The sequence below is a fragment of the Serratia sp. X10 genome, from assembly GCF_017811775.1.
Lineage (GTDB): Bacteria > Pseudomonadota > Gammaproteobacteria > Enterobacterales > Enterobacteriaceae > Serratia > Serratia ureilytica.
In genome coordinates this window covers 585,030-606,900 of the sequence record NZ_JAEIOH010000001.1, presented here as the reverse complement: position 1 = coordinate 606,900, position 21,871 = coordinate 585,030, and the positions used below count along the sequence as shown (strand labels likewise).

The window sequence follows — 21,871 nt, the reverse complement described above, 5'->3', positions numbered from 1 at the left end:
CACGTGATGCCGCCATGATACACCAAATCAACGGGTTAAGGCTAAATGCGCCGCGCCTGCCAGTACACCCGCTTCCAGTAGACGTTATCGAGCGAGGAGCGGATCACCCCGCGGCTGGTCGAAGCGTGGATAAATTGGTCGTTGGTATCGTAAATGCCGACGTGCAGACCGTTCTCACCGCCGCCGGTTTTGAAAAACACCAGATCGCCCGGCATCAGTTCGTCGCGCGAGACCTTGGTGCCCAGCGAGGTTTGCTCTTCGGTCGAACGGGGCAGCTGCATATCGAAGCGATCGCGGAACGTGCGGTAAACAAAGCCGGAGCAATCCACGCCGCCGCGATCCAGGCCGCCGTAACGGTATGGCGTGCCGTACCACTGGCGCAGTTGTTCATTGAGCTGGGCCACCACCACGATAGAATCCGCCAGGCGGCCGCTGGGTGGCGGCGCATGGCTGCTGCAACCGGCGAGGATTAAACTGGCTAATAAAAACCACACACGCATCCGCATAATATCCCTTCATTGAACACGTTGCCGCATTATGCCATTCGGTACACCACTACACTGCCTGCGAGGCAAAGCCGGCACCACGTAAGGAAAGCGCTATTTCGCGTTAATTTATCTCCCGCACGGGGAAAAAGGCAAGCGCCATGAGGGAGATAATAGCAGGATCGCCGGTTTTGGCCCTATTGCGGCGATTTGGTCTCGGATTTGCTGTTAATCAGCCAGACGCCGAACAGAATAAACAGCGTGCCCAATGTTTTCAGCAGCGTAGCGGATTCGTTAAACCACGGCAGGACCACCGCCGCCAGGTAAACCAGCGCATAGCTGACGCTCAGCAGAGGATAAGCGCGGTTTAACGGCAGATGGCGCAGCGCAAAGAACCAACACAGCATCGACAGCGCATAGCCAAAAATGCCGCCGCCCACCGCCAGCAGCGGCAGCCAGTAGTCGCCGATCAGCGTCAGCGAGACGTCGGCGAACGACATCAGCGGGATCTGAACCATGCCCCACTTCATCAGCAACTGCGCCAGCGTCACCAGCAGTACGCTGGCGGCGCCCCAGGCATAGCCCTTCATGAATGCACGCTCATCAGCAGGATCCCCAGCATAATCGACGCCACGCCACACCAATGGCGCGCGGTCGTCGGCTCATGAAACAGCCAGCGCGCGGCCAGCGTCACCATCACGAAGTTAAGGCTGAGCATCGGGTAAGCCAGGCTGAGCGGCAGGCGTTGCAGCACATTGAGCCACACCGCCATGCCCAGCCCCAGCAACAGCACCGCCAGCGCCAGCCAACGCAGCGTCTGCTTGAGCCGCGCCTCGTCCGCCCGTTCCCAGCAGTGCACCGCCTGCTTCTGGCACAGCTGCCCACCACAGGTGAGCAGACTGACCACTATCACCAACAGAAAACCGATCATGGTTGCTGTTTATACCACATCAGCACCAGACGGTTCATGCGATCCACCTTGTCTGCGGCAGGTAGCTCCTGCGGCAGCGCTTCGCCGCGGGAGAGCTGCAACACCAGCGACACATTCCCCTGCTTGCGCGCCTGCGCCAGCCACTGCGGGAAGTCGGCGTCGCTGATCAGGTGCCCTTTGGCGTCCGGATACTCCAGACCATAGGCCACCTCGCCTTTCTGGCTGTACATCAGCACGTCGCTGCGCTTGAGCTCCCAGGCCAAGCCGGCCGCCACCCCGACGCTGTCGGTCAGCACGTAACGGCTGTCGCCAAGTTCGGCCATCGTGGCGCGGGCGAAGTTCTGCGGCAGTTTGGAATCGGTCACCTGCTGCGGAATCGCGTAACCGATCACCAGGCACAGCAGCACCGGGCAAGCGGCCGCCCAACGCCATTGGCGGCCGTTATCGCGCGCGGAAACCAGCGCGAACAGCAGCCAACCGCCGAACGCGATCAGGCCGAGAACCACTTTCGGCCACTCCTGCGGAGTAAACAGATGCGCTTTCGGCAGCAAACCGGAGCTCAACACCACCAGCGCCACGATGCCAATCAGCCCGAACAGGCCGTTCAGCCAGGCGTTAGCCTTAAACAGCCTGGCGCGCAGCGTGGCGGCATAGTCTTCCGCATAGGCGGTCATCAGCAGCGCCAGCGGCGCCATACACGGCAGAATATAGGTCGGCAGCTTGCCTTTGGCGATGCTGAAGAAGATCAGCGGCATCATCGCCCAGCTCAGCAGGAAGAACAGCTCCGGGCGCTGCACGCGTTCGCGCCAACCTTTGAGCAGCGCGCCGGGCAGCAGCGCCAGCCAAGGCAACACCGCCGCCAGCAGGATCGGCAGGTAATACCAGAACGGCGCCTTGTGCTGGGCGTTATCTTCGGCGAAACGCTGAATGTGTTCGACCCAGAAGAAGTAATTCCAGAAATCGGGCTCACGTTGCGCGATCGCCAGCGCCCACGGCAGGCTGAGCAACGTGGCGGTCACGATCGCCACCGGGCCGTAGCACAGCAGATCCTTGATGCGACGTTGCTGAATGACAATCGGGATCACCGCAATCACCGGTACCGCCAGCGCCAGGAAGCCCTTGGTCATAAAGCCCATGCCGCAGGCCAAACCCAGCAAGGCGTAGGCGCCCAGCTTGCCTTTGACCGAGGTGGCTTTCAGCGTCAGGTAATAGCTGACCATCGCCGCCGCCAGCCACAGCGAAATCATCGGATCCAGCACGCTGTAGGTGCCGATGCTGAACACCAGCACCATCGACAGGAACATCAGCATCGCCAGGCTGGCGCGGCGCGCATTGCGCCACATCAGCATCGCCAGCGCGAATACCAGCAGCGCGGTCATGCCGGTGCTGAACACCGAGCCGAACCGCACCGCAAAGTTGTTTTCCCCGAACAGCCACTGGCTGATGTTATTGAACCAATATCCCGCTACCGGCTTCTCGAAATAGCGCAGCCCCAGCAGGTGCGGCACCACCCAATCGCCGCGTTGCAGCATCTCACGGCTGATCTCTGCATAACGCGTTTCATCCGGCTGCCACAGCAGGCGACCGTTAAGCGGGATCAGATAGACCAGAGCAAAAAAAACGGCCAGCAGAATGGCCCAGGATCCTTTTAGCGCCTTCATGTAACGTCCTTCACATCGGTTTGACAGCCCAGCCAACCTTCGCGGCCGGGGAAAGGAGCGCGCTTGATGCGGCCCAACGGCAGTGACGCCAAATCTTGCGGTAACAGCGCGCTCAGCGGGCAGAATTCGATGCCCTGCTGCCGTGCGCGTTGCAATAACTGTTCGAACATCGCCGCTTGCGACATGCCTTCCACTTCGGTGTGAATGGTGTACACCGGTACGCCGCGATCGTTCTCGATGGCGCGCAGAATGTAGTCGTTGAAGTCGGCCATGCTGACTTCGCTGCCGATCACTTCGTCGAAGGTCGGCAACGTCACCGGGATCTGCACCGTACCGTGACGCCCGTCGCTCAGCACCGGACGGAACGGATGGGTGCCGCGGCAATCGCTGTTGTAATGGAAGCCGAAGCGCTGCTTGACCTCCAGCACGCGCGTGTCGGCACGCCACCCCGCCACGGCGGAGCATTTCACCGGCTGGCCGGTGCTGGCGCTCAGGGCATCGACGCCTCGCTGCACCTGTTCGGTCAGCTGCGCCTCGCTCCACTTGCCAACGTTGGCCTGCCATCCCTGGTGATCCCAGGCATGCAGCCCGACTTCATGGCCGGCTTCGGCGGTGCGCTTCATCAGCGGCCCCAGCGCGCGTGAAATGTTGCGCCCCGGCCACGCGGTGCCGGCCAGCAGAATATCCAGGCCGTACAGCGAAGCGGCGTTCGAGCGCAGCATTTTCCACAGAAATTTCGGACGCAAAAGGCGCCAAAGATGGCGCCCCATGTTGTCCGGTCCCACGCTGAAGAAGAAGCTGGCCTGAATGTCGTACTTTTCGAACAGGTCCAGCAACTGCGGCACCCCTTCACGGGTGCCGCTGAAGGTATCTACATCAACCCGCAGACCGACTTTCTTCATGCATCGTTCCCTTCCTGAACGGTAGTGCGCAGGAAGTAGTCCAGCGTATCGGCGACGGTTTGCTTCATCTCGATGGTCGGCTGCCAGCCCAGCAGGCGGCGCGCGTTTTTGATGCTCGGCGTGCGGTGCTCGACGTCCTGGTAACCTTTACCGTAGTAGCTGCTGCTCTCCACGTCCTTGAAGCCGGCAAACGGCGGGAAGCGGTCGCGCAGCGGGTGGTTGTTGAAGCTTTCCAGCAGCATTTCCGCCAGCTCGCGAATGCTCGCTTCGTTGGTCGGGTTGCCGATGTTGACGATCTGGCCGTCGCACAGGCCGTCGCGGTTCTCAATGATGCGGAACAGCGCTTCAATGCCGTCGTTGATGTCGGTGAAGCAACGCTTCTGTGCGCCGCCGTCCATCAGTTTGATCGGCGAACCTTCTACCAGGTTGAGGATCAGCTGGGTGATGGCGCGGGAAGAACCGATGCGCGCGGCGTCCAGGTTATCCAGACGCGGCCCCATCCAGTTGAACGGACGGAACAGCGTGAACTTCAGGCCTTCTTTGGCGCCGTAAGCCCAGATCACCCGATCCAGCAGCTGTTTGGAGACCGAGTAGATCCAGCGTTGTTTGTTGATTGGCCCGACGATCAGACGCGAATGATCTTCATCGAACTCTTTGTCGTCGCACATGCCGTACACTTCGGAGGTGGACGGGAAGATGATGCGCTTGTTGTATTTCACACAGTCGCGAACGATCTTCAGGTTCTCTTCGAAGTCCAGCTCGAACACGCGCAGCGGGTTACGGGTGTATTCGATCGGCGTCGCGATCGCCACCAGCGGCAGCACCACGTCGCATTTCTTGATGTGATACTCGATCCACTCGGAGTGAATGCTGATGTCGCCTTCCACGAAGTGGAAGCGCGGGTTGTCGAGGAAGCGGCTGATGGCGTCAGAGCCGATATCCAGACCGTAGATGTCGTAACGATCGTCGCGCAGCAGACGCTCGGTCAGGTGGTTGCCGATGAAACCGTTAACCCCGAGGATCAGCACGCGAGTGCGGCGTTTCATCACGGCGTTAGGCTTGGCGGCCAGACGCACGTCGGTGACGATGCCCATTTCCTGCGCCAGGCGGCTGCCCTGCACGTACAGGCCACTTTCGTTCTGCCCGGCGACGATTTCCAGCGCGCCTTCGCCACAGGCGATGACCAGCGGGGCGGTGCTCAGCACGGTGCCCGGTTGTTTATCGTGTTGGGTATCCAGCACGCGGGAACGCCAGACGATCAGCTTGCGCTGGCCGAGGTAGCTGAATGCCCCCGGGTACGGTTCAGTGACGGCGCGGACCAGGTTGTTGATCTCTTTGGCGGATTTGTGCCACAAGATCTCGCCGTCCGCCGCGGTGCGGCGCCCGAAGTAGCTGGCCTGAGACTCATCCTGCTTGGTAAAAGTGGCGGTGCCGTTCTTCAGCTTCGGCAGTTGCTCTTTCAACACGGCCTGCGCGGCTTCCAGCACTTTTTTGTGCAGCGTCAGCGCGGTGTCGTTGTCGGCGATAGCCACTTTCTGCTGGCCCACAATGTCGCCGGCGTCAGGGCGTTTCACCATTTTGTGCAGGGTAGCGCCGGTTTCGGTTTCGCCATTCACCAACGCCCAGTTCACCGGCGCGCGGCCACGGTAGCGCGGCAGCAGCGAACCATGCAGGTTGAAACCGCCCAACGGGGCCAGCGACAAGATCTCGTCGCTCAGCATGTGACGGTAGTAGAACGAGAAGATCACGTCCGGCTGCAGTTCGCGAATGCGATCAACCCACAGCGGGTGGTTCACGTCTTCCGGCGCATAGACCGGCAGATCCAATTCGGCGCCCAAACGGGCCACGGAGGAGAAGAAGTTGTTCTCACCTGGGTCGTCGGTGTGCGTGAACACAGCCTGCACGTCATAACCCGCCTCAGTCAGCGCTTTCAGACCTGCGCAGCCAATATCATGGTAAGCAAATACAATAGCTTTCATCATTCTTCTTCCTGAGTATTGTGGTCTTGCTGTACGCCGACCACTTTCTGAACAAAATAGCGAGGACGTGCGCGCACGTCGGTATAGATGCGGCCGATGTATTCACCCAGCAGCCCCATGCCGACAAACTGGGCGCCGATAAAGGTGAACAGGACGGCGAAAAGCGTGAACACGCCGCCGGCGGCCCATTCAGGACCGAGCAGCAGACGCAGCGCGATCAGCACCAGCGCCAACACGAACCCGGACAGCGCCACGATGCTGCCGACCACGCTGAGCAAACGCAGCGGCGTAGTGGTCAGACAGGTGATCAGGTCATACATCAGGTTGATCAGCTTCATCAGGCTGTATTTGGAGTCGCCGAACTCGCGCTCGGCGTGACGCACCTCGATCTCGGTCGTGCGACGGGCGAAGGTATTCGCCAGGATCGGGATGAAGGTGCTGCGCTCATGACAGTGCAGCATCGCCTCAACGATATGACGACGGTAGGCGCGCAGCATGCAGCCGTAGTCCCCCATCGATTTGCCGGTGGCGCGTTGAATCATCATGTTGATCACGCGCGAAGCGCTTTTGCGGAACCAGGAGTCCTGACGGTTGGCGCGCACGGTGCCCACCACGTCATAGCCCTCTTCCGCCACGCTGACCAGCCGAGGGATTTCCTCCGGCGGGTTCTGCAGATCGGCGTCAAGGGTAATCACCAGATCGCCGGTCACCTGATTGAAACCGGCCATGATCGCCGAATGTTGGCCATAGTTGCGGTTAAGCAGGACGGCAATCACGTGACTGTCCGGCTTTTCGGCCGCCGCGGTCAGCATGTCAGCGGAGTTGTCGCTGCTGCCATCGTCGACGAGAATGATTTCATAAGGTTGGGATAACTGCTTACAGGCGGCGGTAGTGCGCTCCAGCAACGCCGGCAGGCTTTCCTGCTCGTTGTATACCGGGATGACTATCGACACTTTTTTGATCGGTTCAACGCGAGACACGTAAAGACTCCACAACAGAAGACAAGGCATTGACCACGCGATCCACATCGGCGTCGGTCATATCAGGGAATAGCGGTAAGGTGCACAGCCGCGCCGAGTTCCATTCGGTATTCGGCAACGACAGCTGCGGATAGCGCTCACGGTAGAATTTCTGGGTGTGCGCCGCACGGAAATGCAGCCCGGTGCCGATGCCAACCTCTTTCAGACGCTCCATCAGCTGGTCGCGATCGAGGCCGCAGCGCTCGGGATCGACGCGCACCATAAACAGATGCCAGGCGTGGTCATGCGGATAATCCGGCACGCCCAACGGTTGGAACGGCGAGCCTTCCAGCGCGCTCAGGTAGCGCTGCGCCAGCGCCTTACGGCGCGCGTTCAGCTCGGCGAAGCGCGACAGTTGCACCACGGCGATCGCCGCGTGAATGTCGGACAGGTTGTATTTGTACCCCGGCTCCACCACTTCGGCCTGCGGTTTGCGGCCAAGCTGCTGACGATCGAAGGCATCGACGGCCAGGCCGTGGAACTTCAGGCAACGCAGGCGATCCGCCAGCGCATCGTCGTCGGTGGCGATCAGGCCGCCTTCGGCGCAGGTCACGTTCTTAATCGCGTGGAACGAGAAAATCGCCGTGCCGCGCGCGCCGACCCATTCGCCGTTGTAACGCGTGCCGACCGCATGGGCGGCGTCTTCGATTAACGGCAGACGATGGCGTTCGGCCACGGCGCGCAAAGCGTCCATCTGCAGGGGGGCGCCGGCATAATGCACCGGAACAATCGCTTTGGTTTTCGGGGTGATGGCAGCCTCGACGTCGGCGGCGCTGACCATCAAGGTCTCACGGTCAACGTCAATCATCACCGGCGTAGCACCCAGCAGTTCGATCATGTTGAGGGTGGAAACCCAGGTTTGGGAAGGGGTGATGACTTCATCGCCGGGCCCCACGCCCAGCGCCATCAAAGTGATGTGCATGCCTGCTGTGGCGGAACTGACGGCGATGGCGTGTTTACAGCCGAAGGTGGAACAGAAGTCGCTTTCCAGTTGCTGATTTTGCGGGCCGGTGGTGATCCAACCGGAACGCAACACTTTCTCTACCGCGGCGATTTCTTCGTCGCCGATGGCTGGACGAGAGAAAGGTAAAAATTGATCCATAGTTAACCCCAAACGTATCGGACTGCTTTTGATGACACTGTAAATCCCTTTCGTTTAACGAATATTAAACGCCAGAGAAGAATCGTTTCCGTGGATTAACTGCCAATGTAAGGCCGCAAGCTTAACTAAACCTTAAGACGAGACTTGTCATCAGTGGGAGAACTGATAGGAAGGCGCCGTCATCATTAATTTAATTTTATTATGTAAATCAATTTCTTATGTTTTTTAATAATTACTTACGTATTTTATTTTTGCCGAATCAAGCGTAGCACGTCATCGACGTTTTTCAAGAAAATCGATAAGAAAATGAGAGACCGCACAATATTCGCCGATCCTTACCCCGCTATTTATATTCACTGTGTTTAGTTTCCGTTTACGTTGCGCCCCGCCGACTGGGTTAATTAAGCCGTGCGGGTCATGATCCAACGCTGGTCCCCTACCCATTGCAGCTGGAAATCCACTTCATAAATCTGCGACAGCAGTGCGGGCGCCATCACCTCACGCGTGACGCCCTGCGCCACCAGCCGGCCGGCATGCAGCAACCAAACCCGATCGGCCTGCTGCAGGGTGTGATTCAGATCGTGCGCGCATACCAGCGCGCTGCGCCCGCTCTGGCAGAATTCGCGCAGCAGGCGATCCAGCGCGACTTTCTGCGCCACATCCAGGCTGTTGGTCGGCTCATCCAGCAACAACAGGCGGCTGTGCGGATTGATGCTGGGCCACACCTGCAGCAAGACCGCCGCCAGCCGCACCCGTTGCCATTCTCCGCCAGAAAGCTGCGTCAGCGTGCGTGACAGCTTATCCACCAGCTTCAACCGCCGGCACAGATAGAGGATGGCGTGCTCCACATCGGTTTGCGTCGCCGCCGCAGGCCGGTGCAGCGCCAAATACTGAAACACCGGCATCAGCGACACCGGCGGCTGTTGCTGGCTGAGGTAACCGCGCCGGAATGCCAGTTCGCTCCCTGGATAATCGGACAGCGCGCGTCCGTCCAGACGAACCTCGCCCAGTCCCGGCAGCATGCCCGCCACCCGCGCCAGCAGAGTGCTCTTCCCGGCGCCGTTTGGGCCGATCAGGTGAACCTGCAACCCGCCGTCAATCTGTGCCGAAAAAGGCGCCAGGCGCCCCGCCACCCCAACCTCAACGAGTTGCAGCATTCGTCTTACCCTGCCAGCGCTTGTTTCACCGCCGCCACCAGCGCCGGATCTTCCGGCGTGGTGTCAGGCGAGAAGCGCTGGATCACCGTGCCGTCGCGCGCGATGAGGAATTTCTCGAAGTTCCACAAAATATCGCCGGCGTGCTTCGGCGCACGCCCTTTGCTGGTCATCCGCGCCAGGAACTCGCTGCCCTGCGGCGCGACAGCAGCCGGCTGCGCGGCAATCAGCGCCTGATACAGCGGATGACGGTGTTCGCCGTTCACCTCAATCTTGGCGAACATCGGGAATTGCACGCCGAAAGTGCCGCGGCAAAACGCCAGGATCTCTTCGTTGCTGCCCGGCTCCTGCCCCAGGAATTCATTGGACGGGAACCCCAGCACTTCCAGCCCCCGATCGCGATAGGTTTCGTACAGCGCTTCCAGCCCTTCATATTGCTTCGTCAGGCCGCACTCCGAGGCCACGTTGACCACCAGCAGCACCTTGCCCTGATAGGCCCCCAGCGTGGTAGCCTGATTTTCGATGGTCTGTAACGGCAGGTTATAAATTGGATTGCTCATCGGTTGTCATCCTGTAGTTTTTTAATGGCAGGTGAATGAAGAAAACTACCTTACGCCTTTTGCCCGGGTCAGTAACCAGATAAATAGCGGCGCTCCCAGCGTAGCGGTCACCACGCCGATCGGCAGTTCGGCCGCCAGCAGCGCAACGCGGGCAATCACATCGGCCACCAGCAACACGCCGGCCCCCGCCAGCGCGCAGGCCGGCAACAGATAGCGTTGGTCGGTCAGGCCGGTGAGCCGCAAAATATGCGGGATCACCAGCCCGACGAAGCCGATCACCCCGGCGAGCGCCACGCTGACGCCCACCAGCCAGCCGATCGCCAGCACCAGCAGGTTGCGCCACAGATGCAGCGACAGCCCGAGCTGCCGCGCCTGCACCTCGCCCAGCGCCATCAGGTTAAGCGCTCGCCCCTGGCCGCACAGCCACAGCAGCACCGGCAGCAGCGCCAACACCAGCCACTTTTGGCGCCAGTCGACACCGCCGAAGCCCCCCATCATCCAGTACATCAACTGCCGCAGATCGAGACTGGTGCTGAAATAGACCGCCCAGGTCATCAGCGCGCTGCACATGATGCCCAGCGCCACTCCCACCAGCAACAGCCGCGCATTGGTCAGGCGACGCCGGCGAGCGAAGCCCAGCAGCAAGAACGTCATCGCCAGCGCGCCTGCTATCGCGGCGGCGCTCATCAGCGCTACCGGCAGCAGACCGTGGCCCAGCAGCATCGTCAGCACCAGCGCGACGCCGGCGCCGTTCGCCACCCCCAGCAGGCCAGGTTCCGCCAACGGGTTTTCAAACAGCGCCTGCATCACCGCCCCGGCTACCGCCAGGGCCGCGCCGACCAACATCACCGCCAGCGCGCGCGGCAATCGCAGTTGCCAGACGAACAGCTGCGCCCGATCGCTGAACCATTCTGACGGCCATATCCATCGATCGCCGGCGCAAAGGCTAAACAGCAATGCCAGCACCACACCCAGCGCCAACAGAATGACCTGGCGTTTATCGCGGTAACGTTGATGTTGCAACAGTAAGGTGAAGGTACGGCTGGTTGGCATGGCGCGGCGATTCCCTGCCGGCCGCTGTCGTGGCCGGATAATTGACGTCTGAGTCAAATATTAGGGGGTTAACGCCGCAAGGGGAAGCCTTGCGTAAGCGATGGCGCAGGAAAGCAGCGGCTGGCCCTGCCCGTCATCGCCAGGATGATGGCAAAACCAGCCGCCGATAAACTCAGGGGTTAACGATGCTGACCGGGGTTGCCCTGCGGATAGGGCTGGCCACGGCCGTCATCGCGCCGGTCATGGTCGCCGCGATCGTCATGGCGGCCATCATGATCGCGATTATCGCGATCGCCGTGGAAAGGATTGCCGCTGCGCGCCGGCTCGCGATGCTCATAGCCGCGCGGCGGCGAAGGCTGCCAGCGCCCGCCGTCCCAGTACAGGCCGCGCGCATTGCGCTCCCCCAAACCGCGGCCCTGGTGTGCATGCCACCATTGCGGGGGACGCCAGTCGTAGCCATCCCAGTAGTAACCACGGCGGTCCTGATCCCCCAAATGCAGGGAAACGCCCGGCACGTTGATATCGACGGAGACATCGGCCTGTGCCGCCAGCGGCAGCAACAGCGGAAAACACACCAGCAACAGGATCTTTTTCATTTTGCCTTCTCACTCTATTTTTCTTGCTGCAGTGGTTATATCAGTGCGCTTATTTAGCGACTATCTCACCGGTGCCTATTTTCAGATCGTTTTCGACGGCCTTACACAATCCCGACACTGTTTGCCGACGTCTTTAATTATTATTACCTCTGCCAAAGCTTAACGAATAACTGACATCGCTTAAGCGGCGCGACAATGATAATTAAACGGATCCCCACCGGAGGATAATAAGATGATTAAACGACTCGGTATGCTGCTGGCCGTGGTCGCCCTGGCCTCAACCCTCAGCGCCTGCTGCTGGGGCCCTCACGGAGGCGGCGGCCACCGTGGCGATGGCCCTGGCCATTATTACGGCCGTTATTGAAGTGAGAAATTAAAAGCCACGCATTACATGAAATAAGATATAAGAATATTCCGCAATTAAGGGCAATGATTTTCGCCGTACCGACTTAACGGCTCAATGAAGTCATGTCTTATCGATTAGGAATAAACTGAATTTTGTCCCAGAAAAGAAAAAGGCCGCGCAAGCGGCCTTTTTTGATGTCACGTCACTCACCCTTTCGGGCTGGCGTTTTCTACCCGGCTTTTCAGCTTCTGCCCCGGACGGAAGGTCACCACGCGGCGCGCCGTAATCGGAATGTCTTCGCCGGTCTTCGGGTTACGCCCCGGACGTTGGTTCTTGTCACGCAGATCAAAGTTGCCAAAACCCGACAGTTTTACCTGTTCGCCATTCTCAAGAGCCCGACGGACCTCTTCAAAGAACAGTTCCACCAGGTCTTTGGCGTCCCGTTTGCTAAGCCCAAGCTTCTCAAACAGGTGTTCTGACATTTCAGCTTTAGTAAGCGCCATAGGTTCAATCCCTCAAGGATGCTTGGAATCGCTGTTTTAGAGCCTCTACGCATTTTGCAACGGTAGCGGCTATCTCCTCTTCTTCCAGTGTACGAGCGGTATCCTGCAATACCAGACTGATAGCCAGGCTCTTGTCACCTTCTGCCACGCCCTTGCCACGGTACACGTCAAACAAGTTTACGCCAACTACCTGATTTGCGCCAACTTTCTTACACTCGGCCAAAATATCTTCTGCGGGGACGTTTTCAGCCACCACAATGGCGATATCACGGCGGTTTGCCGGGAAGCGCGAAATCTCCCGCGCCTGAGGCACGGCGCGGCTCGCAAGCTTGTTCCACTCCAGTTCAAACACCACGGTGCGGCCGTTAAGATCCAGTTTACGTTCAAGTTCCGGGTGAACCACACCGATGAAACCAACGCGTTCGCCGTGCAAATAAATCGCCGCACTTTGCCCTGGATGCAGGGCCGGATTGGCTTCCGCCCGGAACTGAATTTCGGATAATTTACCGGTCAGCTCGAGGACAGACTCCAGATCCCCTTTTAAATCATAGAAGTCGACGGGCTTGCGCGCCAGATCCCAATGTTCATCGTGCGTATGGCCGGCGATCACGCCCGCCAGCATGACATCCTGACGGATACCCAGATCTGCCGCACTATCAGGCACAAAGCGCAGGCCGCTTTCGAACAGACGCAGGCGCGTCTGCTGGCGGTTCTGGTTATACACCACCGCGGACAGCAAACCGGTCCACAGCGACAGACGCATCGCCGACATTTCGACCGAAATCGGGCTCGGCAGGATCAGCGCTTCTTCATTCGGGTGCAGCAGCGCCTGCACTTTCGGATCGACGAAGCTGTAGGTGATCGCTTCCTGATAACCGTGATCGACCAGCATGGTCTTCACGCGCTTGAGCGTCAGATCGGCTTCGCGATGCTGGGTCATCACCAAATCGGCGCGCACCGGCACATCCGGAATGTTGTCGTAGCCGTAAACGCGCGCCACTTCTTCCACCAGATCCTCTTCGATCTCCATATCGAAACGCCAGCTCGGCGCGACCGCTTGCCAACTGTCGCCCTGTTCGGTCACCTGGCAACCCAGGCGACGCAGAATGTCGCTGACCTGCTCGCTCGGCACCACGTGGCCGATCAGGCGATCCAGCTTCTCGCGGCGCAGCGTGATGGTAGCGCGTTTCGGCAGTTCGTTCTCGTGAGTCACGTCGATAATCGGGCCTGCCTGGCCGCCGCAGATGTCGAGCAGCAGGCGCGTGGCGCGCTCCATGGCTTTGTACTGCAGCGCCGGATCGACGCCGCGCTCATAGCGGTGAGAAGCATCGGTGTGCAGGCCGTGACGGCGCGCGCGGCCGGTGATCGACAGCGGGCTGAAGAAAGCGCACTCCAGCAGCACGTCCTGGGTTTCGCCGTTGACGCCGGAATGCTCGCCGCCGAAGATGCCGCCCATCGCCAATGCTTTTTGGTGATCGGCGATCACTAAGGTGTCGGCGTTCAGTTTGGCTTCGTTGCCGTCCAGCAGCGTCAAGGTTTCCCCTTCTTTCGCCATGCGCACCACGATGCCGCCGTCGATGCGGCTCAGATCGAAAGCGTGCATCGGCTGGCCAAGTTCCAACAGCACATAGTTGGTGACGTCGACGACGGCATCGATAGAACGGATACCGCAACGACGCAGTTTTTCACGCATCCACAGCGGGCTTGGCGCCTTGACGTCGATGCCTTTCACCACGCGGCCCAGATAACGCGGGCACGCCTGCGGCGCGTCAACGCGGATCGGCAGCGTGGCGTCAATCGTCGCGGGCACCGGGCTCATGTCCGGCTCGGTCAGCGCAACCTGGTTCAGTACGCCCACGTCACGCGCGACGCCGATGATGCCCAGGCAGTCGGCGCGGTTCGGGGTGACGCTGATCTCGATGGTGTTGTCGTTCAGTTTCAGATAGTCACGGATGTCGGTGCCGATCGGCGCATCCAGCGGCAGTTCGATAATGCCGTCATGATCGTCAGAAATGCCCAGTTCGGAGAACGAACACAGCATGCCTTCCGAAGGTTCGCCGCGCAGTTTGGCGGCCTTGATTTTGAAATCGCCCGGCAGCACCGCGCCCACGGTGGCGACCGCCACTTTCAGGCCGGTGCGGCAGTTCGGCGCTCCGCAGACGATGTCGAGCAAGCGATCGCCGCCCACGTTAACTTTAGTGACGCGCAGTTTATCGGCGTTCGGGTGCTGACCGCACTCGACAACCTCACCCACCACGACGCCGTTAAACGCGCCGGCAACCGGATCCACGCCGTCCACTTCCAAACCGGCCATGGTGATTTGATCGGATAATGCTTCGCTGCTGATGGCCGGGTTTACCCACTCGCGCAACCAGAGTTCACTGAATTTCATGTGATATTCCCGCCTTACTTAAACTGTTTGAGGAAACGCAGATCGTTTTCGAAGAATGCGCGCAGGTCGGTGACGCCGTAACGCAGCATCGTCAGGCGCTCCATGCCCATACCGAAGGCGAAGCCGGAGTAAACTTCCGGATCGATGCCCACGTTGCGCAGCACGTTCGGATGCACCATGCCGCAGCCCAGCACTTCCAGCCATTTACCGTTTTTACCCATCACGTCCACTTCGGCGGACGGCTCGGTGAACGGGAAGTAGGACGGACGGAAACGAACCTGCAGGTCTTCTTCAAAGAAGTTATTCAGGAAATCGTGCAGCGTGCCCTTCAGGTTGGTGAAACTGATGTCTTTATCGACGATCAGCCCTTCCATCTGGTGGAACATCGGGGTGTGAGTCTGATCGTAGTCGTTACGATAAACGCGGCCCGGCGCAATGATGCGGATCGGCGGTTGCTGGTTCTTCATGGTGCGGATCTGCACGCCGGAGGTCTGAGTGCGCAGCAGGCGCGTAGCGTCGAACCAGAAAGTATCGTGGTCGGCGCGCGCCGGGTGATGCCCTGGAATGTTCAGCGCGTCGAAGTTATGGTAATCGTCTTCAATCTCCGGGCCGGTAGCGACGGAGAAGCCCAGCTCGCCGAAGAAGGTTTCGATGCGGTCGATGGTACGGGTCACCGGGTGCAGGCCGCCGTTTTCCATGCGACGGCCCGGCAGGGAGACGTCGATGGTTTCAGCCGCCAGGCGCGCGTTCAGCGCGGCGCTTTCCAGCGCGTTCTTGCGCGCGTTCAGGGCGTCTTGCACCTCTTGCTTGGCCTGGTTGATCACCGCGCCGGCCGCCGGACGGTCTTCCGCCGGTACGTCGCGCAGAGACTGCATCTGCAAGGTGAAATGACCTTTCTTGCCAAAATATTCGACGCGCACCAAATCTAACGCGGCAACATCCTGGGCATCTTCTACGGCTGCCTTGGCATTGGCAACCAGCTCTGCGAGATGTGGCATTGCTTTCCTCTTCCTCTGGCCGGGATGGCCCTAAGTAATTGTTATCTATTATTCGAACACGCCTTTGAGCAATCTTCAAAGACTTTTCAATGCGTTGCCGGCCAGGCGGCTCGCCTGCGCGGCGCAGGGCCGGCTGAGTACCCGCCGTTCTCACCGCAACGCTTTGCAAGGCGGGACGATGGCCAAAAACAAAAAAGCCTCCACGAGGGAGGCTTAGGCGCTACTTTTCGTTTCTTTTCTTACGCGCAAAGCCTCCTGAAGTCAGGCGCTAAAGTAAAAAAAGAAACGAAAAATAGCTGCGTGCATGATTGCGGTACCTTGTCGATGATTGTCCACCAGTGATATAGCGGCGGGCAATGAAAGTCAATATTTGTCGCTGAAAACAAAGATTAAAAGAGGGAGCAAGCTCCCTCTTCTACTGACTTACGCCAGAGCTGCTTTCGCTTTCTCAACCAGTGCGCCGAAGGCCACTTTGTCGAAGACTGCGATGTCAGCCAGGATCTTACGGTCAATTTCGATCGAGGCTTTTTTCAGGCCGTTGATGAACTTGCTGTAAGACAGACCGTTCTGACGAGCAGCTGCGTTGATACGTGCAATCCACAGCTGACGGAACTGACGCTTACGTTGACGACGGTCACGGTAAGCATACTGACCTGCTTTGATTACTGCCTGGAAGGCAACACGATATACGCGCGAACGGGCACCGTAGTAACCTTTCGCCTGCTTCATGATTTTCTTGTGACGTGCGCGTGCAATTACACCACGTTTTACGCGAGCCATATGCTCTCTCCTAAAGTCTTATTCTAAATTCAAAAAAAATGGCTTATGCGTACGGCAGGCACGCGGTAACCAGGACCAGATCGTTTTTAGACACCATGCCTTTCGGACGCAGGTGACGTTTACGCTTGGTTGCTTTTTTGGTCAGAATATGACGCAGGTTGGCATGTTTACGCTTAAAACCACCGCTGCCGGTTTTTTTGAAGCGCTTGGCTGCACCACGTACAGTTTTAATCTTTGGCATTTTAATTAAATCCACTTCGCATTGTTAAACAACGAATCAGTTGGGCGAATAAAACCCACACAGCGCAAGCGCCGCGCGGGTTCCATTACTTGTAAGCCTTACTGTTTCTTCTTAGGAGCGAGCACCATAATCATCTGGCGGCCTTCGATCTTCGTAGGGAAGGACTCGACCACTGCCAGATCCATATCTTCACACAGGTCTTTACGGACGCGGTTAAGCACTTCCATGCCGATCTGCTGGTGCGCCATCTCACGCCCGCGGAAACGCAGGGTGATTTTGGCTTTATCGCCATCTTCCAGAAAGCGAATCAGGTTGCGTAGTTTGACCTGATAGTCGCCATCATCGGTGCCAGGACGGAATTTGATTTCCTTAACCTGGATAACTTTTTGCTTCTTCTTCTGTTCTTTCGTCGACTTGCTCTTCTCGTAGAGGAATTTGCCGTAATCCATGATTCGGCAAACTGGCGGTTCGGCATTTGGGCTGATTTCTACTAAATCAACGCCCGCTTCCTCAGCTTTTTCAAGAGCTTCATTCAGACTGACAATACCAATCTGCTCGCCATCGACGCCGGTTAGGCGAACTTCTTGCGCGCGAATTTCTCTGTTAATGCGATTAGGACGCGCCGGTTGAACTCGTTTTCCGCCTTTAATACTTTATTCCTCCAGTTGATGAAGACTACGGCTGCGAATCTCTTTCAGCAGCTTGTCTACGACTTCGTTTACGTCCAGGCTTCCCAAGTCTTTGCCACGGCGGGTACGAACGGCAACTTTGCCTGCTTCGACCTCTTTGTCACCGCACACCAACATGTAAGGGACTCGACGTAAAGTATGTTCGCGAATTTTAAAGCCAATCTTCTCATTTCTCAAGTCCGCTTTCACGCGAATACCTGCATCCTGCAGTTTTTTGGTCAATTGCTGGACGTAATCAGACTGGCTGTCGGTGATATTCATCACCACCACCTGCACCGGAGCGATCCAGGTCGGGTAGAACCCGGCATATTCTTCGGTAAGGATACCGATGAAGCGTTCCATGGAGCCCAAAATGGCGCGGTGAATCATTACCGGCACGACGCGATCGTTGTTTTCGCCAACGTACGATGCGCCCAAACGGCCCGGCAAGAAGAAATCGAGCTGCACGGTACCACATTGCCATGCGCGATCCAAACAATCATGCAGGGTAAATTCAATTTTCGGTCCGTAGAAGGCGCCCTCGCCCGGCTGGTACTCGAACGGAATGCCGTTCTCGGTCAGCGCGGCGGCCAGGTCTTCTTCCGCACGGGTCCACATGTCGTCGGTGCCGATGCGTTTTTCCGGGCGCGTGGACAGCTTGACGGCGATCTTGTCGAAGCCGAAAGTGCCGTACACGTCATAGACCATGCGAATGCATTCGTTCACTTCGGCGCGCACCTGCTCTTCGGTACAGAAGATGTGGGCGTCATCCTGCGTGAAGCCGCGCACGCGCATCAGGCCGTGCAGGGAACCCGAAGGCTCGTTGCGGTGGCAGCTGCCGAATTCGCCCATGCGCAGCGGCAAATCGCGGTACGACTTCAGGCCCTGGTTGAAGATCTGCACGTGCCCCGGGCAGTTCATCGGCTTGATGCAGTATTCGCGGTTTTCCGACGCGGTGGTGAACATGGCGTCTTTGTAGTTTTCCCAGTGGCCGGTTTTTTCCCACAGCACGCGGTCCATCATGAACGGACCTTTCACTTCCTGGTACTGATACTCTTTGAGCTTCATGCGCACGAAGGCTTCCAGCTCGCGGAAGATAGTCCAACCGTCGTTGTGCCAGAACACCATGCCCGGCGCTTCTTCCTGCATGTGATACAGGTCGAGCTGTTTGCCGATCTTGCGGTGATCGCGCTTGGCCGCTTCTTCCAGGCGTTGCAGGTAGGCGTTCAGCTGCTTCTTGTCTGCCCAGGCGGTACCGTAGATACGCTGCAGCATTTTGTTTTTGCTGTCGCCGCGCCAGTAAGCGCCGGAGGTTTTCTGCAGTTTGAAATGGTGGCAGAAACGCATGTTCGGCACGTGCGGGCCGCGGCACATGTCGACGTATTCTTCGTGGTGATACAGGCCCGGACGATCGTCATGGCTGATGTTCTCATCCAGGATCGCCACTTTATAGATTTCGCCGCGCTCAGCGAAGGTGTCGCGGGCTTCTTGCCAGCTGACCTTCTTCTTGATGACGTCGTAATCCTTATCGGCCAACTCGTGCATCCGCTTTTCCAGCAGATCCAGGTCTTCCTGCGTCAGGGTGCGGTCGATATCCACGTCATAATAGAAACCGTTGTCGATCACCGGACCGATCGCCATTTTGGTATCCGGCCACAGCTGCTTGATCGCATGACCCAGCAGGTGCGCGCAGGAGTGGCGCATGATTTCCAGACCGTCTTCGTCTTTGATGGTGATGATGGCCAGCTGCGCATCTGATTCGATCAGATCGCCGGCGTCGACCAGCTCGCCGTTGACACGGCCGGCGATACAGGCTTTCGCCAGGCCAGGGCCGATATCGCGCGCGACATCCATCGGGGAAACGGGGTGGTCGAAATGACGCTGACTTCCGTCAGGAAGGGTAATAACAGGCATTAATAATTCCTTATCTACAGTGGTGACCCACACGACAGATCACATGCAGTACGAAAATTGGATTTTGGGTTTGGTCAGCCAGGTTTCAGATCTCGCCCACAATTGCCAGATTGAAACCTCACTGGGTATACAGAATGGAACGCATACCTTCTCAGCCGCATTCGGCTAAGCGAATAGTATCACTAAAATTGTTCCGGATAAATAAAGCGCCGCCGCCCTCACACTTTCGCTCTATCCGGCGCAAACACGCCTTTCAGGTAGCTAAGGGTGGCCAGCAGGCACAGGCCGTAGCCCAGCAGTTCGCATCCCTCTTCCACCATGTTTTTCACCACCCGGTTGTAACCGTCCAGCATCAGCGTTTGCCACAGCGCGCTCATGCCGAACAGGCGTGAAAACACCAGGATGCACAGCAGGCCGGCGCACATCATGCCGTAGCCGGGGTGCGACACGATATAGACCAGGCCGCGCGCCGTAGCCGCAATATGCCTTGCGGCATGCCACAGACAGGCCAAGGCGACCGCCAGCGCGAACCACACCCAGGCGCCGTGCCACAACGCATCGAAAGCGAAGTCCATCTCGCGGATCAGCATGCAGAGAAAGAAGCCGCCAACCAGCAGCCAGGCGGAACGACGCTCGGCCTGTCGCCGAGCCGCGGCGAAGAAACCGCCGGAGATGGCGAGCAGCAACAGCTCCTGCGCCGCTTCGGTCAACGAGGTTTCATGCACGAAGTTATGCAGCCAATGCACATCGATAAACACCAGGCCGACCAATGCCGCCATGAAGGCGGCGGAAAGCGCGAATGCGCCGATTTTCCCCAGTAAAATATGCAGTTCTTGTTTCATAATCACACTCATTATTATTTACAGCGCATCTATGGTATCCACCTGTTCTCAGGGATCGTGGCAATTGATGCCTAATGCCCTGCGCCGCGCGAAAGGTGGTCGTTAATTACGCCGAAACAATAAAAAACCCCGGCACCTGGGCCGGGGTAAGGCCAGTCTTTCCTGGCAGTCACTTCATCGTCGTCAGTATTCCAGGCTCTCATCCCTATATCATCGAGACGCGCAAAGGAGCCTGAAGATTACGCCTGCGCAGGTGATACCGCGATACGGCGGACATTGGTGTTAACGCCCCACAAGCCGGCCAACGCACTGACCACTGCGCCAATCAACAGCGCAAAGAACGACCACAATGCGGCCCGCGACAATTCGTCCGCAGCAGCGGCAGCCTGTTCGCGCGCCTTCTGTTTCAGCTCCACATACTCCTGTTTTGCCTGATTGATTTTTGCTTCGGCGTCATCCAAACGCTGATTAACCAGCTGCGCAGTTTTATTTTTGGCTTCGACCAAATTCTTCACCGTCTGGTCCACTTCCTGCGGCGTCATATCGGTATTTTCCGCCAAGGCCTTTTTCAGGGCGTCTTGATCCACATCTTGCGAGATGGCCTCACCCTGTTTTTTAAGCTTGGCGACCAGTTGATTAATAATGTCGTCGCTATTGGCAGGCTGAAGTGCCAGAGCTTTTACTGCGTCCGCCAAATCAGTTTTGGCCGCATTCAACTGCTGTTGCATGAATTCAGGCTGCAATGACGGGATACCGCTTTTTTTAAGCGCCGTAACCACATCGCCTTGCAGCTGTTCAGGTTCCAAGGTTGTGTCAATGCCCAACTTGTCAAACACTTTACCGCCGGCGTCCGCCAATCCGGATGCCCCTATGCCAATCGCTGAACCGGCGCCGGAGAGCAAGCTGCCGGAGGTCGAAGCGATAGCGCCCAGCGCATTGCCGGTCGCCTTCACGGCAGACCCGACCAGCATCCCACCCAGCACCGCCGCCACAATCAGTGAGGTCGCCCATACCAGGAAGCCATGAATAAGTCCGTCATTAGCAGCCAAACGCCCGGCAATAAAAGCGCCGGCGGCCAAACTAATAATGATTGAAACAGCGGACCAAATCACTACGGTGGTACCGGCGCCGTTTATCGGATCGTCTGATGTCGGATCCACGATGGAGAATCCAAGACTGGTGCCTAACGTCGACAGCAACAGTGAAACAGCCAATACGGTGATCACGCCGCCGATGACGCTGCCCCAGGAGATTTTTTTCGCCGCTACCCATTCTTTTGCCACTTCCATAGTAAAACTCCTTTTAAGTTTTCGATTATAAAGAAATGCCAGAAAGCCTTACCATTATAGACTCGCTTCATCAATCAGGCGGTTAAAGGGTGAAAACAGTTAAAAATAATTAATGATAATGACATCAGACGTGCGTTTACTTTCAGCGGCGCTACGCTGACAGACCGCCTTAGCGTCACTATTCTTACGCTATCCACCAATGAACAAGGTCTTAGCGCACAACATGAACCGGTTACTCGCAGTCCTCGTCGTGCTATGCGCGGTATTAGCGACGCTGTATGGGCGAGTGCATTTTGGCGCACGTTCGGTGCCGCGCGCGATTGCGGTCAACGAGGCGCCGCTGGGGTGTGAGGATGAACCTGAGCTCGCCGGCGAGTGCGGCGATGACGAAGAGGCTCCCGCCGACGAATTTCGCCGGCCGGCGACGCTGAACGCCCGGGCCGACGGTTAATTAAC

The 21,871-nt window shown here is 58.2% G+C and carries 24 protein-coding genes and 1 other annotated feature; of the genes, 2 read left to right on the top strand and 22 right to left on the bottom strand.

Features of this window, described 5'->3' with window-relative positions:
- Nucleotides 1–41: 41 nt before the first annotated feature.
- The 12 genes from J9788_RS03155 to J9788_RS03100 all read right to left on the bottom strand — a co-directional run bounded on the left by J9788_RS03155 (nucleotide 42) and on the right by J9788_RS03100 (nucleotide 11,442).
- On the bottom strand, nucleotides 42–506 hold the full coding sequence (locus tag J9788_RS03155) for an NlpC/P60 family protein (protein ID WP_016927954.1): 465 nt from the start codon (nucleotides 504–506) through the stop codon (nucleotides 42–44).
- Nucleotides 507–682: 176 nt separating this feature from the next.
- Nucleotides 683–1,075: a 4-amino-4-deoxy-L-arabinose-phosphoundecaprenol flippase subunit ArnF gene (gene arnF / locus J9788_RS03150; RefSeq protein ID WP_182264568.1), complete on the bottom strand. Its 393-nt coding sequence runs from the start codon at nucleotides 1,073–1,075 to the stop codon at nucleotides 683–685.
- Entirely contained in the window at nucleotides 1,072–1,416 is a 345-nt protein-coding gene (gene arnE / locus J9788_RS03145; RefSeq protein WP_182264569.1) for a 4-amino-4-deoxy-L-arabinose-phosphoundecaprenol flippase subunit ArnE, read from the bottom strand. Before arnE ends, arnF begins: the two co-directional genes overlap by 4 nt.
- A complete protein-coding gene (arnT, locus tag J9788_RS03140; RefSeq protein WP_033652452.1) occupies nucleotides 1,413–3,077 on the bottom strand; it encodes a lipid IV(A) 4-amino-4-deoxy-L-arabinosyltransferase in 1,665 nt (554 codons plus the stop codon). The genes arnE and arnT overlap by 4 nt, the downstream gene beginning before the upstream one ends.
- Nucleotides 3,074–3,979 carry a 4-deoxy-4-formamido-L-arabinose-phosphoundecaprenol deformylase gene (arnD, locus tag J9788_RS03135; RefSeq protein WP_033652453.1) on the bottom strand — a complete coding sequence of 302 codons (906 nt, stop codon included), beginning with the start codon at nucleotides 3,977–3,979 and terminating at the stop codon, nucleotides 3,074–3,076. The genes arnT and arnD overlap by 4 nt, the downstream gene beginning before the upstream one ends.
- Entirely contained in the window at nucleotides 3,976–5,958 is a 1,983-nt protein-coding gene (gene arnA / locus J9788_RS03130; RefSeq protein ID WP_033644264.1) for a bifunctional UDP-4-amino-4-deoxy-L-arabinose formyltransferase/UDP-glucuronic acid oxidase ArnA, read from the bottom strand. The genes arnD and arnA overlap by 4 nt, the downstream gene beginning before the upstream one ends.
- The gene (arnC, locus tag J9788_RS03125) at nucleotides 5,958–6,938 is read right to left on the bottom strand and encodes an undecaprenyl-phosphate 4-deoxy-4-formamido-L-arabinose transferase (RefSeq protein ID WP_019456023.1); all 981 of its coding nucleotides are present in this window, start codon (nucleotides 6,936–6,938) and stop codon (nucleotides 5,958–5,960) included. Before arnC ends, arnA begins: the two co-directional genes overlap by 1 nt.
- On the bottom strand, nucleotides 6,925–8,079 hold the full coding sequence (gene arnB, locus J9788_RS03120) for a UDP-4-amino-4-deoxy-L-arabinose aminotransferase (protein ID WP_033652454.1): 1,155 nt from the start codon (nucleotides 8,077–8,079) through the stop codon (nucleotides 6,925–6,927). The genes arnC and arnB overlap by 14 nt, the downstream gene beginning before the upstream one ends.
- 401 nt (nucleotides 8,080–8,480) lie before the next feature.
- Entirely contained in the window at nucleotides 8,481–9,236 is a 756-nt protein-coding gene (gene btuD / locus J9788_RS03115) for a vitamin B12 ABC transporter ATP-binding protein BtuD (protein ID WP_182264570.1), read from the bottom strand.
- A 5-nt stretch (nucleotides 9,237–9,241) separates the two neighbouring features.
- Nucleotides 9,242–9,793 (bottom strand): glutathione peroxidase, encoded by a 552-nt coding sequence (locus J9788_RS03110; RefSeq protein WP_033642881.1) that lies wholly within the window; start codon nucleotides 9,791–9,793, stop codon nucleotides 9,242–9,244.
- Between the two features lie 45 nt (nucleotides 9,794–9,838).
- A complete protein-coding gene (gene btuC, locus J9788_RS03105; RefSeq protein ID WP_182264571.1) occupies nucleotides 9,839–10,846 on the bottom strand; it encodes a vitamin B12 ABC transporter permease BtuC in 1,008 nt (335 codons plus the stop codon).
- Nucleotides 10,847–11,025: 179 nt separating this feature from the next.
- Nucleotides 11,026–11,442, bottom strand: a complete 417-nt coding sequence (locus J9788_RS03100) for a DUF2502 domain-containing protein (RefSeq protein ID WP_046898515.1) — start codon at nucleotides 11,440–11,442, stop codon at nucleotides 11,026–11,028.
- 232 nt (nucleotides 11,443–11,674) lie between these two features.
- Here J9788_RS03100 and J9788_RS25160 point away from each other — a divergent pair, with 232 nt between their 5' ends.
- A complete protein-coding gene (locus J9788_RS25160) occupies nucleotides 11,675–11,806 on the top strand; it encodes a hypothetical protein (protein ID WP_046898516.1) in 132 nt (43 codons plus the stop codon).
- 188 nt (nucleotides 11,807–11,994) lie between these two features.
- Here J9788_RS25160 and ihfA read toward each other — a convergent pair whose 3' ends face one another.
- From ihfA to J9788_RS03050, 10 genes are all read right to left on the bottom strand, one after another.
- Nucleotides 11,995–12,291 (bottom strand): integration host factor subunit alpha, encoded by a 297-nt coding sequence (gene ihfA / locus J9788_RS03095; RefSeq protein WP_004931414.1) that lies wholly within the window; start codon nucleotides 12,289–12,291, stop codon nucleotides 11,995–11,997.
- Between the two features lie 4 nt (nucleotides 12,292–12,295).
- Nucleotides 12,296–14,683 (bottom strand): phenylalanine--tRNA ligase subunit beta, encoded by a 2,388-nt coding sequence (pheT, locus tag J9788_RS03090; RefSeq protein WP_182264572.1) that lies wholly within the window; start codon nucleotides 14,681–14,683, stop codon nucleotides 12,296–12,298.
- Nucleotides 14,684–14,697: 14 nt separating this feature from the next.
- On the bottom strand, nucleotides 14,698–15,681 hold the full coding sequence (gene pheS / locus J9788_RS03085; RefSeq protein ID WP_004931416.1) for a phenylalanine--tRNA ligase subunit alpha: 984 nt from the start codon (nucleotides 15,679–15,681) through the stop codon (nucleotides 14,698–14,700).
- 187 nt (nucleotides 15,682–15,868) lie between these two features.
- Nucleotides 15,869–15,991: a sequence feature (Phe leader region), on the bottom strand.
- Nucleotides 15,943–15,987: a pheST operon leader peptide PheM gene (gene pheM / locus J9788_RS03080; protein WP_121626058.1), complete on the bottom strand. Its 45-nt coding sequence runs from the start codon at nucleotides 15,985–15,987 to the stop codon at nucleotides 15,943–15,945. Its footprint overlaps the feature before it by 45 nt.
- Nucleotides 15,992–16,104: 113 nt before the next feature.
- Nucleotides 16,105–16,461 carry a 50S ribosomal protein L20 gene (gene rplT, locus J9788_RS03075; RefSeq protein WP_004931417.1) on the bottom strand — a complete coding sequence of 119 codons (357 nt, stop codon included), beginning with the start codon at nucleotides 16,459–16,461 and terminating at the stop codon, nucleotides 16,105–16,107.
- A gap of 43 nt (nucleotides 16,462–16,504) precedes the next feature.
- Nucleotides 16,505–16,702, bottom strand: a complete 198-nt coding sequence (gene rpmI / locus J9788_RS03070) for a 50S ribosomal protein L35 (RefSeq protein ID WP_004931418.1) — start codon at nucleotides 16,700–16,702, stop codon at nucleotides 16,505–16,507.
- A gap of 98 nt (nucleotides 16,703–16,800) precedes the next feature.
- Entirely contained in the window at nucleotides 16,801–17,352 is a 552-nt protein-coding gene (gene infC, locus J9788_RS03065) for a translation initiation factor IF-3 (RefSeq protein ID WP_048233542.1), read from the bottom strand.
- Nucleotides 17,353–17,355: 3 nt separating this feature from the next.
- Nucleotides 17,356–19,284, bottom strand: coding sequence for a threonine--tRNA ligase (thrS, locus tag J9788_RS03060; RefSeq protein WP_025159696.1), 1,929 nt, complete (start codon nucleotides 19,282–19,284; stop codon nucleotides 17,356–17,358).
- A gap of 218 nt (nucleotides 19,285–19,502) precedes the next feature.
- Nucleotides 19,503–20,126 (bottom strand): hypothetical protein, encoded by a 624-nt coding sequence (locus tag J9788_RS03055; protein WP_047026212.1) that lies wholly within the window; start codon nucleotides 20,124–20,126, stop codon nucleotides 19,503–19,505.
- A 239-nt stretch (nucleotides 20,127–20,365) separates the two neighbouring features.
- Entirely contained in the window at nucleotides 20,366–21,415 is a 1,050-nt protein-coding gene (locus tag J9788_RS03050) for a CAP-Gly protein (protein WP_182264573.1), read from the bottom strand.
- A gap of 199 nt (nucleotides 21,416–21,614) precedes the next feature.
- Between J9788_RS03050 and J9788_RS03045 the strand changes: the two genes are divergently transcribed.
- Complete coding sequence (locus tag J9788_RS03045; RefSeq protein ID WP_154231732.1) at nucleotides 21,615–21,866, top strand: hypothetical protein; 252 nt, start codon at nucleotides 21,615–21,617, stop codon at nucleotides 21,864–21,866.
- Nucleotides 21,867–21,871: the final 5 nt, after the last annotated feature.

Bases quoted from the DNA above. Each gene is read 5' to 3' on its own strand.
- J9788_RS03155 (WP_016927954.1), bottom strand. From the start codon at position 506: ATGCGGATGCGTGTGTGGTTTTTATTAGCCAGTTTAATCCTCGCCGGT.
- arnF (WP_182264568.1), bottom strand. From the start codon at position 1,075: ATGAAGGGCTATGCCTGGGGCGCCGCCAGCGTACTGCTGGTGACGCTG.
- arnE (WP_182264569.1), bottom strand. From the start codon at position 1,416: ATGATCGGTTTTCTGTTGGTGATAGTGGTCAGTCTGCTCACCTGTGGT.
- arnT (WP_033652452.1), bottom strand. From the start codon at position 3,077: ATGAAGGCGCTAAAAGGATCCTGGGCCATTCTGCTGGCCGTTTTTTTT.
- arnD (WP_033652453.1), bottom strand. From the start codon at position 3,979: ATGAAGAAAGTCGGTCTGCGGGTTGATGTAGATACCTTCAGCGGCACC.
- arnA (WP_033644264.1), bottom strand. From the start codon at position 5,958: ATGAAAGCTATTGTATTTGCTTACCATGATATTGGCTGCGCAGGTCTG.
- arnB (WP_033652454.1), bottom strand. From the start codon at position 8,079: ATGGATCAATTTTTACCTTTCTCTCGTCCAGCCATCGGCGACGAAGAA.
- btuD (WP_182264570.1), bottom strand. From the start codon at position 9,236: ATGCTGCAACTCGTTGAGGTTGGGGTGGCGGGGCGCCTGGCGCCTTTT.
- J9788_RS03110 (WP_033642881.1), bottom strand. From the start codon at position 9,793: ATGAGCAATCCAATTTATAACCTGCCGTTACAGACCATCGAAAATCAG.
- btuC (WP_182264571.1), bottom strand. From the start codon at position 10,846: ATGCCAACCAGCCGTACCTTCACCTTACTGTTGCAACATCAACGTTAC.
- J9788_RS03100 (WP_046898515.1), bottom strand. From the start codon at position 11,442: ATGAAAAAGATCCTGTTGCTGGTGTGTTTTCCGCTGTTGCTGCCGCTG.
- J9788_RS25160 (WP_046898516.1), top strand. From the start codon at position 11,675: ATGATTAAACGACTCGGTATGCTGCTGGCCGTGGTCGCCCTGGCCTCA.
- ihfA (WP_004931414.1), bottom strand. From the start codon at position 12,291: ATGGCGCTTACTAAAGCTGAAATGTCAGAACACCTGTTTGAGAAGCTT.
- pheT (WP_182264572.1), bottom strand. From the start codon at position 14,683: ATGAAATTCAGTGAACTCTGGTTGCGCGAGTGGGTAAACCCGGCCATC.
- pheS (WP_004931416.1), bottom strand. From the start codon at position 15,681: ATGCCACATCTCGCAGAGCTGGTTGCCAATGCCAAGGCAGCCGTAGAA.
- rplT (WP_004931417.1), bottom strand. From the start codon at position 16,461: ATGGCTCGCGTAAAACGTGGTGTAATTGCACGCGCACGTCACAAGAAA.
- rpmI (WP_004931418.1), bottom strand. From the start codon at position 16,702: ATGCCAAAGATTAAAACTGTACGTGGTGCAGCCAAGCGCTTCAAAAAA.
- thrS (WP_025159696.1), bottom strand. From the start codon at position 19,284: ATGCCTGTTATTACCCTTCCTGACGGAAGTCAGCGTCATTTCGACCAC.
- J9788_RS03055 (WP_047026212.1), bottom strand. From the start codon at position 20,126: ATGAAACAAGAACTGCATATTTTACTGGGGAAAATCGGCGCATTCGCG.
- J9788_RS03050 (WP_182264573.1), bottom strand. From the start codon at position 21,415: ATGGAAGTGGCAAAAGAATGGGTAGCGGCGAAAAAAATCTCCTGGGGC.
- J9788_RS03045 (WP_154231732.1), top strand. From the start codon at position 21,615: ATGAACAAGGTCTTAGCGCACAACATGAACCGGTTACTCGCAGTCCTC.